The organism is Vibrio limimangrovi, assembly GCF_054064025.1.
Window position 1 is genome coordinate 15,694 of sequence record NZ_JBSUGF010000008.1, and the last position, 15,629, is coordinate 31,322.

Here is a 15,629-nt window from a genome sequence, read left to right on the forward strand (position 1 = left end):
GAGTGGATAACAGATAATCTAGGTGGGGACGATAATGATAAACAACATGGATGTTGCGCTGATAGTGCCTCTTAAGACTCTTACTGGTATTGACGCACTTCATATTGCAGAGAGGAGCCGATGGAATGTACAACTCTATGCCATAGATGAACAATGGGACGCATCCTTAGATAACAGCACCATCTATCGCGTTGATCCAAACTCAATACTCTCTCGCCAGGAAGAAGCATCGAATAATGCCAAAATGCGTCTTGAATCTGTCGAGCTAGAAGATATTACTAGTCATATCATATTGAATGGTGTTCTTAATGGCACTCTTGTCCCGAAAATATGGCTGGCACAAGGCAGAGAAGTTGTTCAGCTTGCCAACGACGGGGCTATTTCACAGGCTGTATCCGATTGGCTTGCGGAGCCCTTAACTGCCGAGGAAAAAGCCGCAGCAATTTTTGAACGCGATTATATTGCTGGGCTGTCCGTCGAAGGGCTATCTTTCGAAAAAGTGCAGAAACTCGTTAATAGAAATAACTCTCTGATGTCAGTGGATGGGCAGCAAATAACCAAATCGCCAATCGATTTTCACTGCATCGACTTAGGGGATGAAATCTCACTTTATCTTGTTGATAGTACATCGATGTCAGAAACGGAATATGAATGGCACAAAAAGACATTGCTTGATGAGATCAACCTCCAACACTGCCAATCGAAAATCCAATCCGACAATGATGTATTCGCCTATGTATCCGCCGCCCATCAGCACGCACCCGTACAGATACCTACGTCCCTAGTATTATTTTGCAAGGCTGCAGATAGAGCATTGGAAGGCGAACCTCTAATGGAGAAACTCAGCCGCATCGAGCTAATAGAGTTTGTTTCATCGCAAAAAGTAGGTACAGGGTTAACGCAAATTGCCACAAAACAGCAGACGCATGGGCTGGCAAAGCTTAATGTCTTTTCAGGGAAATATAGCCACTATCTTAGAGCAGAAATACTGTCACATGAGGCAAATGATACGCGAGCCATCATTGATTTTATCGTCAATCAATTACTCGGCGTGGCACTGAAGGGCAACCGTCCTCTGTGTCATTTCAGCAGTACTTTTTACTTGCCATTTAGATTAAAGAATAGCGATGAGCTTAAAATCACCAGCGGGGAACTCGCAAAGTATGAGCAAACCATAACCTCTGAAGACGACAAAGTCGAAGAAAGCAAAAAAATAGGGGAAGAGAAAGGTGAAATTTTTAATGTTATTGCCAACGAACGAGACAGCTTTCTTTATTTCGACCCTGTTATCCGAGAGCGTTTCTTTGAATCAAATAACGACGGAAAAACACAACCCATCTACGAATGGCGAGCAAAAATTCGCGTTGGAGATGAGTTGGATAATGAGGTAGACAACTACTACTGGTCATTCGCACAGCTCGATAACAGTGGCCAAGAACTGTGGTTTCATGGCCATGTTCGTTCCATCAGACTTCTTAGGTTTTACAACGGCGTGCATATCCTTGCCGTTCAGGTCTTTAACCGATTTTTCAAACAATATAATGAAGACAATAGTACTGGCTGCACACTTACGCGCTCTTCAGATAGCTGGTGGCACGATTTATTTAACTCTGACTACAAAGAAAGAATCGAATCGTCTTACTTCTGGACGTGGTTGGATTATACCAACAAAGTTAGGGAACTGTTTCCTTCTTTCGCGGAAAGAGAGTATGACAAATCGTTTGTTTTTACCTTTGGGAAACGGGACAAAGTAGATACAGCAGGGCGGTACTCATCTATTGGAGCAGATGAAAAAGCACTTGAAAGAGATCGGAGACAACTTGATTTTGGACAGCTTGCCGACAACAAATACCTATTACCCCATGATGTAAAACAGATACTGAGTGAGATTGCCGATGTAGAGAACGTAGAGTTTAAGCCTTTTGTCGATAATCGTATGTTTGTAAGTGCGACTTATGGTTTTGCGGGCAACCCAGACGTGAATGAAACGGCGCGAGCTCATTACGATGCGTTGTTCTCCCTTGCCGCCTACGTTGACAGTAAAGGTTTTGATAGCTTGGGGGGGTACGCCTACGACCCTGATTTTGTCACCTGTCTTCTTGAAGAGCAATCATATACACGCTGGCGAGCGTTGGGAAACCAATATGCGTTTACCAACTATTCGAATGTTTATTTAGGGTGGGGGCGCACTTTTAACGAAAATATCGCACCTTGTCACGTTGCATATAACTATCAGAATATGCTGCTTATCGCGCTGTTTTATCGTGAATCGTTGCACGATTTTAGTCAGCGCGTTAGCGATTTATCAAAAGAAATTGAAACGAAATCGGCCAGTGATTTTAAGAGTGTTAGACAAGACATTATCAAATTCACCAATGTCTCTTGGTTCCAAGAAGTGTCGGCACAAATTCAGGGTAAAGAAATCTTTAGCAAACAACTCCAAGGTCTTGATGTCGAAAAGGAGTTTGAATTTATAGCGAACGAGATTGATGTTGCTTATAAACACTTTCAGGAACAAACCATGGAGCGAATAACGGTCGTTGCTGCTGTTTTGGCTTTGCTATCATTGATTTCTGGGGCGTTTTCAATATCAACTCTTCTTGGATTTGTTTCCATAGTCTTATCTATCATCCTAATTTTAGTGTACTTATTTCTGCCTACACTCGCCTGTGAAGGTATTAGGTTCATGGAGGTGTGGGTCACAGAGGTGAGGGGGAAAATACGCAAATACGATCTATTCATCGCTTTTTTCTTAAGAAAAAGTCGGTAGATACTTATCAAGTGGTACAACAGACAAGTCGGGGGGATGGCGCTCATTACCCCGTAACCTTTCCATTCGCAATGCGGCTCACACTCTGTGCAAGAGAAGGAATTTTTTTAGAATGCACCATACGAAGTCCAACCTCTGCAGCTCTTCCGTTTATGGTGCTGCCAAGGTTCCTTAACGATACCAAAAAGCCATGACAGTTGTTCCCGAGCATGCCCGATATTGAGTCTAATCGGTATAACGCCAACTGACGAGCATCCGTCGACATATTTGAGCCAGTTTTACACTCAATAACAAATAGACGGTTGTTAATGATTGCCATGACATCGAACTCATTTTTGATATGTTGTCCTCGCTGAACGCGCGAGATGATAACGCTATGAGCGACATCTTGAACATCGGTTCGGTTTTCTTTTAATTGCATCATGTACTCAAAACAAGCGTACTCCAACCAAATGCCTTGGCAGAAAGACCTAACATCATGGTCGACAAACTTGATCCTACCATCTGGTTGTTTCTGTGCTAGCCCTCTTTTCAATACATCATTAATGGTTTCTTGAAACCAAGGTGTGTTGGCTTCGCGGCTGGTAATCTGGGGGGTTATTTGTGATGAACACGCGTGAGAAGCTAAACGGTTTAGGGCTCTGAAAGCCAATAAACGTCGGTCGTTCTGCTGCGCCCAATACAGTGCTAATTCGCTTAGGCACGGCGGGCCAGGTAGACTGCGCCTTGCTTGAGAGACCTGCATTCCTTTGAGCGCGAGAAAATCTGGAATGTTAAGTTGGTCTTCAATTTCAAGTGGCGGGTGATCGACAGGTAGAACAAACCGTAATCTGTCAGTGTGAGTGTTGAGCCAAAATGTCGGTTTACCATGTCGCTGAGCCCAAAGTAGCAGCTGGCAGCATAGACCTTTTCTACCTTCAGTAAGGTTAATTGCCACCGAGGTATCGGGAGAAGAGTAATGGGCGAGGTGTTCTTCTATACAGTTTAGATCAGATTCAAGATGTATGATGCTAACCGCAATGCCTTTGCCGGATAGAAAGCGCTCAATAGATGGCAACTGCTTTTGAGTATTAAGCGGGGCCAACAAAACAAGCTGAACACACTTAATTTGCTCGTCAAGTAGTGGCGTAACAATCGGCACTGAGTTTTCTGTTAGTACTGCGATTTGGATATGAGGCTCGGCTAATAAATGCACTATAACTGCTCCGTATTCCGTTTATTAAAGTATGCGCGGAATAGGGGGAATCGGGTATCGACAAACAGGTATTGGCTCTCAAATACAGAATGCAAGATTGTGAGATTACGTCAATTGAAGGTATTTGGACAGCTCCAAACCAGCGGCTAGTGCCATCGCGACAAAATTATTCCATACCTTTTCTTATCCCACGAGGGTCTCAACAGCCTAAGCGGCTAGTGCCATCGCGACTTACTAAAAATTTTCACCGTATCTTTTAATTATTTGTCTCAACAGCCTAAGCGGCTAGTGCCATCGCGACGAAACTAAAAGTATGCGAGCTCTTTCTATACATGTCTCAACAGCCTAAGCGGCTAGTGCCATCGCGACAAACCTGAAACCTCACCAACCAAGGGGCAATGCGTCTCAACAGCCTAAGCGGCTAGTGCCATCGCGACCACTATGCTAACTGTACAAACTCTATCAGAAAACGTCTCAACAGCCTAAGCGGCTAGTGCCATCGCGACTCACTTCTTTCACCATTTCGGAGAAATGTTATGAGTCTCAACAGCCTAAGCGGCTAGTGCCATCGCGACAGCCCCTCCACAATGCCATGAATAGCAAGGTATGTAACCCCTGTTTTCGCCGTTTAGTGAATTTCAGAATATTTCACTAGTAAAAATCTTACATCCGCCTTAAATCTGGTGTGGTGTCGCGATATAAGGCGATGTTCTATAGCGGTTTCGCCGGACGAATCAGCCTGTTTACAGGTTATCAATAACTTAGCATTTTAGACAATGATGGGCGAACTGGCATCACCGGGTTTTTCTATCGACCCCATCGCTTTATGAATACAACGTTCACACAATGGATAGAATCTTATGTCATCGCCATCTTCCACTATTGCGTCAAGCTCTTCAAAAACACTAGAAGCTTCATTATTGTGTTTGAATACTACTTCAAACACTGATTTTTGGACCCGATTGCCGTATTCACCCAGTTTGTTGCCGACTTTACGGCGGATTTTGTCATCTTCAATATCAAAACAAGCTAGGACTAACATCATATTTCCCACGGAGCAAAGGGCGTGTCGTTACTCATTGCTCGGATGAGGCTTAAGTTTTGTCTGTGAATATGCTCAACGAAGGTGCCAGTTTGCCCATCGGTCTTCGATTTTATTTCTCGCATAAACTGTGCGGTGAGTTTTTGTAAATACCATTTCCTTGCTTCCTTTTCTAATGAGCATGCGCCTGAAGATTGGGTAAAGAAATGAGCATTAGTGAGTTGTTTCTTCACCAATAAAGTGGCAGCTAGTCTCTCGACTTCGTGGCGAAACGGTTCCATTAAATCAGAAGCCAAAGCCGCATGGCCCGAGCGCTCTTTATGGTAGAAACCGAGCCAGGTATATAAACCGTCGGCTCTGGCGATGCTGTCACAATAACCAAACAATAGCGTGTAACCGAGAGACAAAAGCGAGTTAAACGGATCGAGAGGAGGCCGGCGATTTCTACCGTCAAAGTTTGCCCACTCAGGCAGCAGGGTTGTGAAACTTTGAAAGTATATGTGTGAGGCATTTCCCTCTATACCATTGAGCGTTTGGCTGTTATCCGCTCTAATAATTTCATCTTCGATCCCCTGTAATGCAGAGATATCACACTTGCGTTTTCTTAGCACTTCACGTTGATTGCGTATACGGGCGACCATTAATCGTTTAGCTAAGGTCAGCGCCACTTCAGGATCGTTGAACTGTTCAATTTGTCTCTGCCAAAGCAACGGGCCATGAGGTGGTCGGCCATTTCCTGCTGTACCTATATATTGGCCCATCGTGCTCGCGAAGTGTACGGCGACGTTGTGCCTAAGTGCGGTCGTGATTGCAGGTGTGGTGATGTGATGATTACCGAAAATAATCAATGAGCGAACTTGTCGCCAAGGAACACTAGCAAGCAGTTCTTTGTCCCTTTTTATATCAAGCCTCTGGTGGTCGCATCGCAATACGCTTCTCTCACCTGCGATGCACACCATTCTCGCATGGGGAGTAAAAGTGTTGTTGTTGTTGTGCGAATGAGGTAAAGATATGGAAGGAGGTACATCATCGACTCTTGGTTTGGGCTGCAAGGTTGTATCGGTTCGCTGATATGAAGAGGACGGCTTTTCTTGTTCAATTGCGAGATCATTAAGGAAAAGGTAACCGAGAAAGTGAAAGCCTTTCTCGGCAGGGAGGATGCGAGTCTTATTCTGATTGAGTTGAAACCCATGCTCTATAAGTGAAGCTCTCGCGGCATTGAGACCTCGCTCTGCGCTGGCTTGGCTTTTACACAAGATGACAAAGTCGTCTGCATAACGAATACACTGGAAGCCTTGGTTTTCCATGTCATTATCAAAGTCATCTAGAAGCAAGTTAGCCATAAGTGGGCTAAGTGGGCTTCCTTGAGGCAGTCCTATTTGTCGTGGCGTTGGATTTTTTTCTCCGTCAATGGGGGCGCTCATCCATGCCATGATAGATTGTGTTAGCTGCTCATCATGGAATATTCCGTTGACTCGCGATCTTAATTTTTTATGGTCGACAGTATCGAAGAAACGTCGGATGTCAGCTTCCACTATCCATTTGTGCCCTTTACGAATAAGGTGGCTGATCCTGTCGCGCGCTGTAAGACGAGAACGTCCCGGTCGGTATCCGTAACTGTGATGACAAAAGAGAGACTCGCATATTGGTGTCAGTATTTTGGCTACGGCGCGTTGAAGTGCCCTGTCCTCTATGGGCGCAACCAATAACTCGCGGCTCTCTTTTCCCTCTTTATTGAGCGCAAAGCGGGTTAACACAGGTGGTGTGTACTCATTGTTCAACAAGCGGTTAGCATTGTTTTTTATTTTTTCGAGTTGTGATGTTACCGATTCTTTTAATTCTATGGGGGTGGTGGTTTTTCCTTGCCGCATATGAAGCCACGCGTCCTCAAGTAAATTGTCATCTCTGAGTTCACTCAATATGGAGTGTGCGGCTAATGGCCTACGAAAGCTTATGGCATCGTCGTGTGTTATCAATATATAGCGTCCCCAACCAAAAGAGCGGCGTGCACCTATTCCAAGGTATTGACCCAAGACAAGAAAGGGTAACCAGTCGTCTGAAATTCCTTCGAAAGGTATACTGCCGAGCAGTCCGCCCATTTTGTTGTTTTTGCCGTTGCCGTCGGTGTAGTTTACGTCCACCCAGAAACACTCACTGTGCTGTGTGCTTGAGGGAAGTGGATAGGGTATTTGGTAGGGGGAGTCTGCGCCTATCTGCCGCGTCAAATTGCTGATGGCGTTGTATACTCGTTCAACAAACAGTGACGCATCGAGATGTTGTCTGTCTCTGCAATAACGAGCTTTCCCTTTGCTTTGGTCCTTTATGCTTTTTTGGCGAGTCAACCTTGCGGGGCTTAACCACTCAATTCTAAATGACTGATACTGCCAAAGAGATGCTTCTGTTAAGAGGGTATCTTCATCGTATTCTGAAAGTTGGAAAAAGTCCTCAATAGGTTGGTCAGTGAACATGTCGTTGATAGAAATCACTGTCAGATTATCGCGGAAAGGAAGTTTGGGGCCTTTTCTTGGTGCACCAAGAGGCAGAGATGCTAGCTGTTCCATCAAATGATAGAGCGAATTGTCAGCAGGGGAAAAGGCAATGACATTAAACCGATAGTAATCCCCCGCTTTGTAGTGTATGCGAGGAGATTCGGGGCAATCGATAACCAAGCACTCATTGAAAGCGGTTTTTGCTTCGATCAATGAGCGTAAGAAAGCACTTAATGCTGGTTGGTGAAAAGGTTTGATATTTGTGTCACTTAGCCAGCGCAAAGTAACACTGATTCCTTTTATCGGTAATAATGGGCGAAGAGGGGCTACATCCATAGTATTATTAGTCCAATATTAAATTCACACATGCTTTTAGCAGCTTTGCATCGTACATGGCGTTATGCAGCACGCCAGACGGGTGCTGGTTATCGGGCAGCAGTGCAAGTCTTTCGATGTCAGGGTCGAGCCCTTTCACACGAAGCAGTGTCGCCAGATCAAAGACTTTATAGTTGACGTTTTTTGGTAGATTGAGCGAGCCACCAAAAAGCTCACAGAGCAACACCCAATCGTAAGCAGGACAATCTGCCCAAATCTCAGTACGGTCGTATACGGAAAGCCATTGGGTTAACTGCGTGGCGATCGTTTGCACGTTATGGTAAACCTCGGTGCGGTATGAGGTGGGTTGCTGTGCCTCAAAGGTTTTTTGATCTGGGTCTTTCAGCCAGTACATGTTTGAGATCACATGCTCACGAATCCAAGGGTCAAACGCCGAAGTTTGTTCACTGGCTACCTCTGCATAGAACTCGCGCCCGTTTTGGTCCACAAAAGCGAGGCTAAGTAGCCTTGCTTGTTGTGTCAAAGAGGTAAATTCGGTATCGAAATAGAGTTGCATTGGAGTCCTTATTAACGATGTTTTTTCGGTGGTGGTGTGTTGGGTATCAATGTTTCTGCACCATCCTTTGTTAGCGGTTTTAGGTACTGGCGATTAGCGTTATTACGATTGTCGTTATTGACGAACCACTTGAATAGCTCCTTTTCCGCGTGATTCCCTCTAGCGTCTATTGGGTAATGAATTGGCGTACTTACATCCTGATTTTTTAATGTCACCACCGCTAAATGGATTTGTAAGGCATCCTGATTTAAAAGTCGGTCGTCAATTTGCCATTGAATTGACGCTGTTTCGCTGACCGCTTTTGCTTCGCTAGGGAATGCGCTAGGCCAGTCACTATCACCGAGTCCATCCCCTGGCGAAAACTGGCTAAATCGATGAGTGTTTTCAAAGGCGTGGTTACTATAACGTTGTTGCCTATCGATAAAAAATGTCGCAATGATGGTGTTTTTTGCCGAACCTAGCCCCAATGGTTTTCCCAGCCCCAATTTGACCAATGCCTTCTCTTCGGGCTTGAGTTCATGATCGGTAAGGGCGGAATTGGGGTCTAACGCCGTTTTTAACAGTGTCAGCTCTGCAGTGTTTAAGTTTTCAAAATCGACAGTGTAGTAAAATTTCGCTCCAGGGTTAATCAAATTGGTTTTAAGGTGCTGATTTTTTTTTGGTTGTTCACGATCTGATTGTTCAAACAGGCGAGTACGCCAATTTGCGCTTTTATCATAACCATGCTTTTCAAACTCTTGTTCATGGTGGAGATACACTTTACGTCCGTTGGCGGTAGGCTTTTTTTGAACAAGATCGTTTTTTGCGATATACCCTGTCGCACCGGAAAAATACATTGAAGGGCTTGGAGGTTTGGGCGAGTCGAGCTTTTTCAAAACCACGCCTTTAGACAGCGAAGGCATGGACTGGGCCAGACCATCAGAAAATGTGATGCGTCCCTTTAACCCTTCATCTTTGTTCAGATGACCAAAAAGCGCTTCTGCTGGGCTAAGGAGATTGTCGTTTCTTTCTGGTAGGTAGCTGCTAGGGAACAAATCATGAGCTGTGTTGGAGAGCGTTTTTCGCCACACTTGAGAATAACTGATCTCGGATATTTGCCCATGATGGATATTAAACAGCACCAATGAGCCATCTATTGGTAAGGGTCGGTTTAGGTTATCTCGCTCCAGTTTGTAACCATGGGGTAAAGGTACGTTTTTGGATCTTTCTTCTGATTGCAACATTGCTGCACTAAATTGTTGCACAACATTTTGGGGGATATCGCGCCAGTCACTGCGTGTTTCGTGAGATTCAGGAAATGGAATAAACCAGTCATACTTGTTTTGATTTCTATTAAATTTCACGGATCCACAACGTAGAATGCCCCTCACATTACCCACGGTATCGGTTTCCTTAGGGGGCTCATATCCATCTTTCATTAGTTGTCCTAAAATAAAAAAATGTCTGTCAATTACTTCTCTCCCTCTTCTTTTTTCCTTTGTTTTTAAACTGTGTAGGAATGAATTTGATCCATTACGTGCGTTATCTTTAAGCAGATCTTTGAGGGTTTTACCCTGCAGTTGGCTATCGGCTTTGTAGTAAAATTGACGAAGGTTAGATAGGTAAGAATCTTTGTGTTTCTCATTGCAATAGCATTTAAATGCATGCTCTAGGGGGTAGTCGTCACCAAAAAAATCTACCCAGTGTTTGAGCTTAGGATCTCTGTTCCGTGTCAATGAGGGTAGTGTTAACGGCAGTAACTGCCAATGGTTGCCATCTGGTGTGCGGCGAATAAGACCAACGGCAGAAAGTGCTTGTTGGGGCTGGCTGCGCACTGAATAAAAACTGTCTTCGAGTATACGCAGTGGTGAGTCGCTAATGGCTTCTACGTTTGCGGATGTCATGCCTTTTAGTGATGTTGATGGTAACGAAACCCACTCAGCACGGTCGTCTGTTTGCATTGGGCTGATATATAGACTATTCGAACCAAACTCGTTTTCCGAACCTTGAGTGGAACTGGCAGCGATAGCTAAAGGTGTTACGTTTTCTAGTACGCACAATATGCGCCCACTGTATGCTTCTTGTGCCCAATAGTCGTGCCGTGCGGTCTCGGCCTTGTTACCGGTTTGTTGAGCATGTTGCATACTCGACGACTCTGAGTTCAGAGGAATAAATTGATAAGGATTGAAAAAAGGTTTAACCATGCTGTTCCTCCGGCGAGTCAGTTGGCAATTCGTTTGAGGCTCGAGTTGTTACTTTCTCTAGCAGCGCAGTGAAGTAATCCTCTAGGTTAGCTTTACCTACTTTTTCCACTAATGCCTGCCAGTTATCGATAACTGTGCTGTCGGGAAATATGCTAGATGCGACAAAACGCCCGTACCCTTTGGTTTGCCCCCAACCGAAGGTCACATCGCCTTCCATGATGTCTCTGAGTGTGAAATACCAAATTGCCAGATGTTCTGGCTGTGTGAAGCCTCCGCTAATATGCAGCTGAAAAGGTTGAGTTAAGGCAGACGTTGCGTTGAACAAGGCACCTTTCTTCGCTCCACCCGTGAATCTGTCTATGGCTACGAAGGTTTGATGATGTTCTTTTTTCTGTGTTAGCTCTGCTTTAATATCGCTAAAGCTGACTAATGAGGCTTGGGTATGGTCACCATACATTTCGCTTATAAGCGCGTCGGTTATTGCTGTTGCCTTTTCGGGCTCTAATGGCATGTTCTGTCGGGTAATGGTCAAGGTGATCTTTCGGCTGCGTGCTCTAAAAAGGCCTTTTGATGTTGTTCCTGGTATCAGAAGGCAATCGCCCCTTTGCATGTAATTGTGGTCTGGCCCTTCGTTGTCTTCAGATTGGGATTGAGTGCGGGCAGCATCGTTAATCAGGATAGGAGCAAGTGGTTTTACGTGTAGTTTCCATATCGGTTTTTTTCGTGCGGTATACGTGACTTGAGCGGGGGCTGGGAGCTCTTTAAATAGCGCTGAGAACTCTAGTGAGCTAACACTATCACTGAGAAGCCATGTTTTTAAATCGGTGTAGGTAATGCCTTGACGAGAAACAATGTGGATGCGCCCTTTACCATTGCCAGTAGTTTTGTTTCTTCCTAGTTGAAAGGGTTCTTCTCCTAGGTGGTTTAACAATGCGTCAAAGTGGTTAATGATGTTTTGAGTGGGCTTTTCAAGCTCAAGGGTAAACTCAAATACTGCACCAGCGTAAACTATCTCTTCGCAGTATAATGCGCCACTTTTTGCTGTGGCTGTTACGTCATTGATTGCGGTGCGCGTTCGTTTGCTGAGAGTATAATCTGATCGGCTCATTCCGTCGGACACTAGGAGAGGGCTGGCCGTTGTTTGCGTTTCTTCTGCTTTGGCTTTTGCTGCACCAAAAATGGCTTCATGGTTTGGGCCTTGGAAGTGTGCTGATAGAAGTCCGCGAAATGTACTTGAAGGAATAAAAGGATTGCCATTGTTATCGCGCACAAATGTCGAAATGTTGACTGGTTCAGTGTTAATGGCCCCATCACTGTCAGTATGATTTGTTGCATGTTGTATGTTAGTGGTGCCATCACCAATATGAAGATCACTTTCCGTTGTGAACTTTAGAGTGTAGCGTACTCTTGCATAGTGTTTTTCACTCATATCTCAACTCCTTCCACTGGTTGTACCCCTTTGAACTCTCGCAGTAAGGCAACTTCCCCGAAGCCATTACGATTGATGTAGGGAGAACGCCGCCAATGGCGGTTTTTTGGATCGTCCGATGTTGTGTTAGGGAGCGGTAAACCTACTTTGAGCCAGTGGTTAATGAGTTGTGCGACGTCGTTGTGATCGTGAGAGGAATACTTCAAGGTGAATACACTGCCAGGTTGTGTCATCCAATAGGGTGTGTATTCACCATGGTTATCATTCCCAATAAAGCGATGATAAAGGTAAGCACCACCACGTAGCGCTTGATCGGCAAAGTAACTTGATAAGGTTAGTTTTTTACCTGATACGTTTTGCCAATATTCATCGTAAAGTTTTGCTAGTTGTATTGAGCCTGCGGTTGGGGCGATGGAGTTTGCATTAATAAACAGTTGTGCTTCTGTTTGCAGCACAAGACTCACGGTTCTTGTTTCTGAATTATCATGTGTATTTTTGTTGCATTCTGAAAGGGTATCTAATCTTGATGTGGGTAATGCTAGCGCGGCGCACTCGACCGCGGCAGACGTTTTGCCTAACCCCCAGAGAGGGGCCTGAATTATCTGTTCTATTTGTTCGATGGCAAGCTCGAGTTCCTGTTGAGATAACAGGGAAAGATCTATATCTCCAAGCCAAACAAACCCTTCCGGGTCAATAAGCTCCATCGAATACAATCCTTCGTCTTCGCTTTGTCCGGTTTCGGCATGGATGGCGGTATGAAGTTGTAGCAACTTATTGGGTGCGTCAGGGCTTGCACCGATCAAGGTATTAATGGCTTGGTCGTCAGCATATTTCCAATCAACACTGAATGTTGGGAAAAGTAATGTTTCTTCACCGTTTGCCGTTTTAACGAAGGGGAGTTCGTTATACTTTACACCAGCAGCATCAAACCAGTTAGAATCCAGTTTTACATCGATGCCTTGGCCTTTAAAAATGCTGCATTGTCGGACGTAAGGCTTCGCTGATACTTGGCTTTCCCTTTTAACGGGTTTTGCTTGAGTGAATACCCAATCATCAAATCCAATGCGGTTTAAATGATCGCTCGCACTTTCTGGGTATTGTTCTCTAATTCGTTCGGCAAACAGAGCCTTTAAGCTGTTGCCACTGATGTCTTCTAGTGCCTCAAAACGGTTTGAGTTTGGTAGATGCGGTTTGGCTATACAAAATGGTGATTGCGGCAAGTACATGAAACCTATACGTGTGGTGTTAGGTTCGATTGGTATCGATTCAGCTGAAGTCGTTTCGAACCCCACTTTTTGGATTTCAGTGTTACGGATGTTACCAAATCCAATGCTTTTATATGCACCGATGGCCGGTAAGAAGTCCAGTGCTTTGTTCAACCACTTGATGCACAGATCGAGCTCTTCTTCATCTTTATGCTTCAGTACAACATGACCAACAAATTCGATCAGCTCGCCAGTTGGGTAGGGCGTATCTATGATAAGCAGACTACCTGTTTGCACAGCACCATTTTCGCCAATAGCGATACGATTTCGGCGGTGGTCACTTGCATTGTCACCGATGGTTTTACTTGCTACCCAGTGATGACCGAAAGTTAGTGTGGCTCTTTGTGGTAAAAAGCTACCTTCTTCACTGGTTTTACCAAACCACTGCGTTGAGTGTGTCCGTAATGTGGTGTCTTCGTCGCCAAGGATGTGGATAAAATCGTTAAAGACATGGCGAATAGCTCCTTTGATAAGCGTGCCTGGTAAGCACTGTTTACCATTTCTGTCGATGATGCCGGCATCTGTACCAAAGGCTAGAACGCCGGGTTTTTGACTTAAAACTGGAGCCTGAATCTCAAGTTTAACTCTTAGTTTGGTTCTCATGGTTTCCCTCCGGCAGATAGTCCCAAAACTCGATCAGATTTAACCAAGGCAAGGCTTGGTCGGTAAATGTCTCGCTGCTATCACTTGCTACGTCATCTGAGCGCTCTTTATGAGTTGCAATGTCTTTAGCTATGTCATCTTCGTTATTTCTAACCACTTCAAACGCTGATTTGACGTAGTCAATCAATGCATTGGCGTTTGATACCTCATGCACTTTCATAAAGCGTTCGAGTTGTGTATCAAAGTGGTTATGTGATGAGGAGGTTCTGAGTGCGGCGTGTACTATTTGATAGAGTTGCGCGCGGGGAAGCGCTGATTTGATTAGGCGGATGGATTCCAACCATTCAGAACCTTTAGGTTTGAGCGGTGATCGAGCAGTGCCAAGTTCTTTGTTGTAATGTGCTTTCCAAAAAGTGCGTATGTCTTCGGTGGGGTAGTCGATTGATTCAAGTACAGTTGCGTAGAAAAGGTTGGAACGAGCCTGGCTTCCACTCAGCCAGTTTTTGGCTTCTTCGGCCAATTCGTGTGCGAGCCTTTGTATTGCAAGCAAGGGGGTTTTAGCATTGCAAAATACCAGTCCTGATGCATGCGTTAGCGATATTGACTTTTCATGGCTGGTAATGCACCAATTAGCTGATTGCTCGTAAAACAAATTTAGTACTTCGAACCCCAACTCGGCAGGCACTACTATATAGAATTCGTCTCCACCCCACATGAGTACTTCTAATGGCAACGTCACATTAGTATCTGAGTTAAATGTTCTAACATGCTCTTCTACTTTTTCTATCAATGCAGCTAGGAACTCAGTACGATAGGTTTTAACTTGTTTGTCGAAGTGTACTTGAGCCTGAATTTTGTCTTGAGCACTATCAATGAGTTCTTTCTGTATTTGACCAAACTTGTTGCCATCGCTATAGAAAAGCGCGATTTTTCCTTTCAAAGGGGTGTTGGCAATACTGGCAAGTGTTTCAAGGTCATCGGTAAACGAAATGGACTTGTTGATATCCGAAAGTTTATCTTTCAACGTATGTTTGAAGCGTGAGTGTTCTGGTAGGTGCGAGAGTTCTTTGAAATAAAATGATTGGCGCTTGTCGATGCCAATTCTCCGGCGTGTTTCAACAGAAGGGCTAGTCGATTGATTATGTTCTGTTGGGTATAAGCCACTTAACTCACAGATTTGATGGGATGTTTGCTGCGTAACTTTCGGCGAAAGTCGTAAGCTTGTTTGCTGTGCAATACGGGATTTCGCGAGTAAGATTTCTTTCGCTCGATCGAATGATTGCTGTGAAGTGTGGTGAACAACAAAGGTAAAAAACTGAGTGGGTAGAGCGTCACCCAACACAGTAAAGCCTTGATTAAGGTCATCTGTAATGTCATCTATTAACTTTTGAGTGTTTGAGGGCTGGCTATTGTTTAGTCTGATTTGAAATATCCCTTCTGACGCGCCAGTTGAAATAGGCTTTAAAGTGTCCTCATATTTTGTGGCTATTCCATCTATCGCCTCTTTTAGCGTAAAACTTGCGCCTCTGGTGACACTCACCTTTGTTGTGTCGAATAGCACGCTATTTAGGTTTACCCCAGATATATAAATATATTCCAACGTTTCGGGCATTGGCTTCCTTCTCCTCAGCTCGGTCACTTGATAAGTATTCATTAAATCTAGATATAAAAACCTCAAAACACGAATATATATGATAAAGAGGAGACCATCCTAAGAAGAAGGTGAGGGCTATATTATCAATAAATAGTGTAACTATTTAT

The 15,629-nt window shown here is 44.5% G+C and carries 9 protein-coding genes and 1 CRISPR repeat array; of the genes, 1 reads left to right on the forward strand and 8 read right to left on the reverse strand.

The genetic code is table 11. The features are described 5' to 3' along the window. Nucleotides 1-46 precede the first annotated feature (46 nt). Nucleotides 47-2,770, forward strand: coding sequence for a hypothetical protein (locus tag ACWYU8_RS10870; protein WP_457519590.1), 2,724 nt, complete (start codon nt 47-49; stop codon nt 2,768-2,770). Between the two features lie 46 nt (nt 2,771-2,816). On the opposite strand, the gene ACWYU8_RS10875 is transcribed toward ACWYU8_RS10870, so the two are convergent. The 8 genes from ACWYU8_RS10875 to ACWYU8_RS10910 all read right to left on the reverse strand — a co-directional run bounded on the left by ACWYU8_RS10875 (nt 2,817) and on the right by ACWYU8_RS10910 (nt 15,480). After that, nucleotides 2,817-3,965 (reverse strand): Card1-like endonuclease domain-containing protein, encoded by a 1,149-nt coding sequence (locus ACWYU8_RS10875; protein WP_457519591.1) that lies wholly within the window; start codon nt 3,963-3,965, stop codon nt 2,817-2,819. A 196-nt stretch (nt 3,966-4,161) separates the two neighbouring features. Next, nucleotides 4,162-4,540: a CRISPR direct-repeat array (repeat unit 35 nt; unit sequence GTCTCAACAGCCTAAGCGGCTAGTGCCATCGCGAC). A gap of 194 nt (nt 4,541-4,734) precedes the next feature. Continuing rightward, nucleotides 4,735-5,010, reverse strand: a complete 276-nt coding sequence (gene cas2, locus ACWYU8_RS10880; RefSeq protein WP_457519592.1) for a CRISPR-associated endonuclease Cas2 — start codon at nt 5,008-5,010, stop codon at nt 4,735-4,737. Continuing rightward, on the reverse strand, nt 5,007-7,832 hold the full coding sequence (gene cas1, locus ACWYU8_RS10885; protein WP_457519593.1) for a CRISPR-associated endonuclease Cas1: 2,826 nt from the start codon (nt 7,830-7,832) through the stop codon (nt 5,007-5,009). Before cas1 ends, cas2 begins: the two co-directional genes overlap by 4 nt. A 7-nt stretch (nt 7,833-7,839) precedes the next feature. After that, nucleotides 7,840-8,388 (reverse strand): 3'-5' exoribonuclease domain-containing protein, encoded by a 549-nt coding sequence (locus ACWYU8_RS10890; protein ID WP_457519594.1) that lies wholly within the window; start codon nt 8,386-8,388, stop codon nt 7,840-7,842. Between the two features lie 11 nt (nt 8,389-8,399). Further along, nucleotides 8,400-10,571, reverse strand: coding sequence for a TIGR03986 family type III CRISPR-associated RAMP protein (locus ACWYU8_RS10895; RefSeq protein ID WP_457519595.1), 2,172 nt, complete (start codon nt 10,569-10,571; stop codon nt 8,400-8,402). Continuing rightward, nucleotides 10,564-12,000, reverse strand: coding sequence for an RAMP superfamily CRISPR-associated protein (locus ACWYU8_RS10900; protein ID WP_457519596.1), 1,437 nt, complete (start codon nt 11,998-12,000; stop codon nt 10,564-10,566). Before ACWYU8_RS10900 ends, ACWYU8_RS10895 begins: the two co-directional genes overlap by 8 nt. After that, entirely contained in the window at nt 11,997-13,868 is a 1,872-nt protein-coding gene (locus tag ACWYU8_RS10905; protein ID WP_457519597.1) for an RAMP superfamily CRISPR-associated protein, read from the reverse strand. Before ACWYU8_RS10905 ends, ACWYU8_RS10900 begins: the two co-directional genes overlap by 4 nt. Beyond that, on the reverse strand, nt 13,846-15,480 hold the full coding sequence (locus ACWYU8_RS10910; protein WP_457519598.1) for a hypothetical protein: 1,635 nt from the start codon (nt 15,478-15,480) through the stop codon (nt 13,846-13,848). The genes ACWYU8_RS10905 and ACWYU8_RS10910 overlap by 23 nt, the downstream gene beginning before the upstream one ends. Between the last annotated feature and the right edge of the window lie 149 nt (nt 15,481-15,629).

Excerpts from the sequence above, each read along its gene's own strand:
- ACWYU8_RS10870 (WP_457519590.1), top strand. The coding sequence starts at position 47 with ATGGATGTTGCGCTGATAGTGCCTCTTAAGACTCTTACTGGTATTGAC.
- cas2 (WP_457519592.1), bottom strand. The coding sequence starts at position 5,010 with ATGATGTTAGTCCTAGCTTGTTTTGATATTGAAGATGACAAAATCCGC.
- cas1 (WP_457519593.1), bottom strand. The coding sequence starts at position 7,832 with ATGGATGTAGCCCCTCTTCGCCCATTATTACCGATAAAAGGAATCAGT.
- ACWYU8_RS10890 (WP_457519594.1), bottom strand. The coding sequence starts at position 8,388 with ATGCAACTCTATTTCGATACCGAATTTACCTCTTTGACACAACAAGCA.
- ACWYU8_RS10895 (WP_457519595.1), bottom strand. The coding sequence starts at position 10,571 with ATGGTTAAACCTTTTTTCAATCCTTATCAATTTATTCCTCTGAACTCA.
- ACWYU8_RS10900 (WP_457519596.1), bottom strand. The coding sequence starts at position 12,000 with ATGAGTGAAAAACACTATGCAAGAGTACGCTACACTCTAAAGTTCACA.
- ACWYU8_RS10905 (WP_457519597.1), bottom strand. The coding sequence starts at position 13,868 with ATGAGAACCAAACTAAGAGTTAAACTTGAGATTCAGGCTCCAGTTTTA.
- ACWYU8_RS10910 (WP_457519598.1), bottom strand. The coding sequence starts at position 15,480 with ATGCCCGAAACGTTGGAATATATTTATATATCTGGGGTAAACCTAAAT.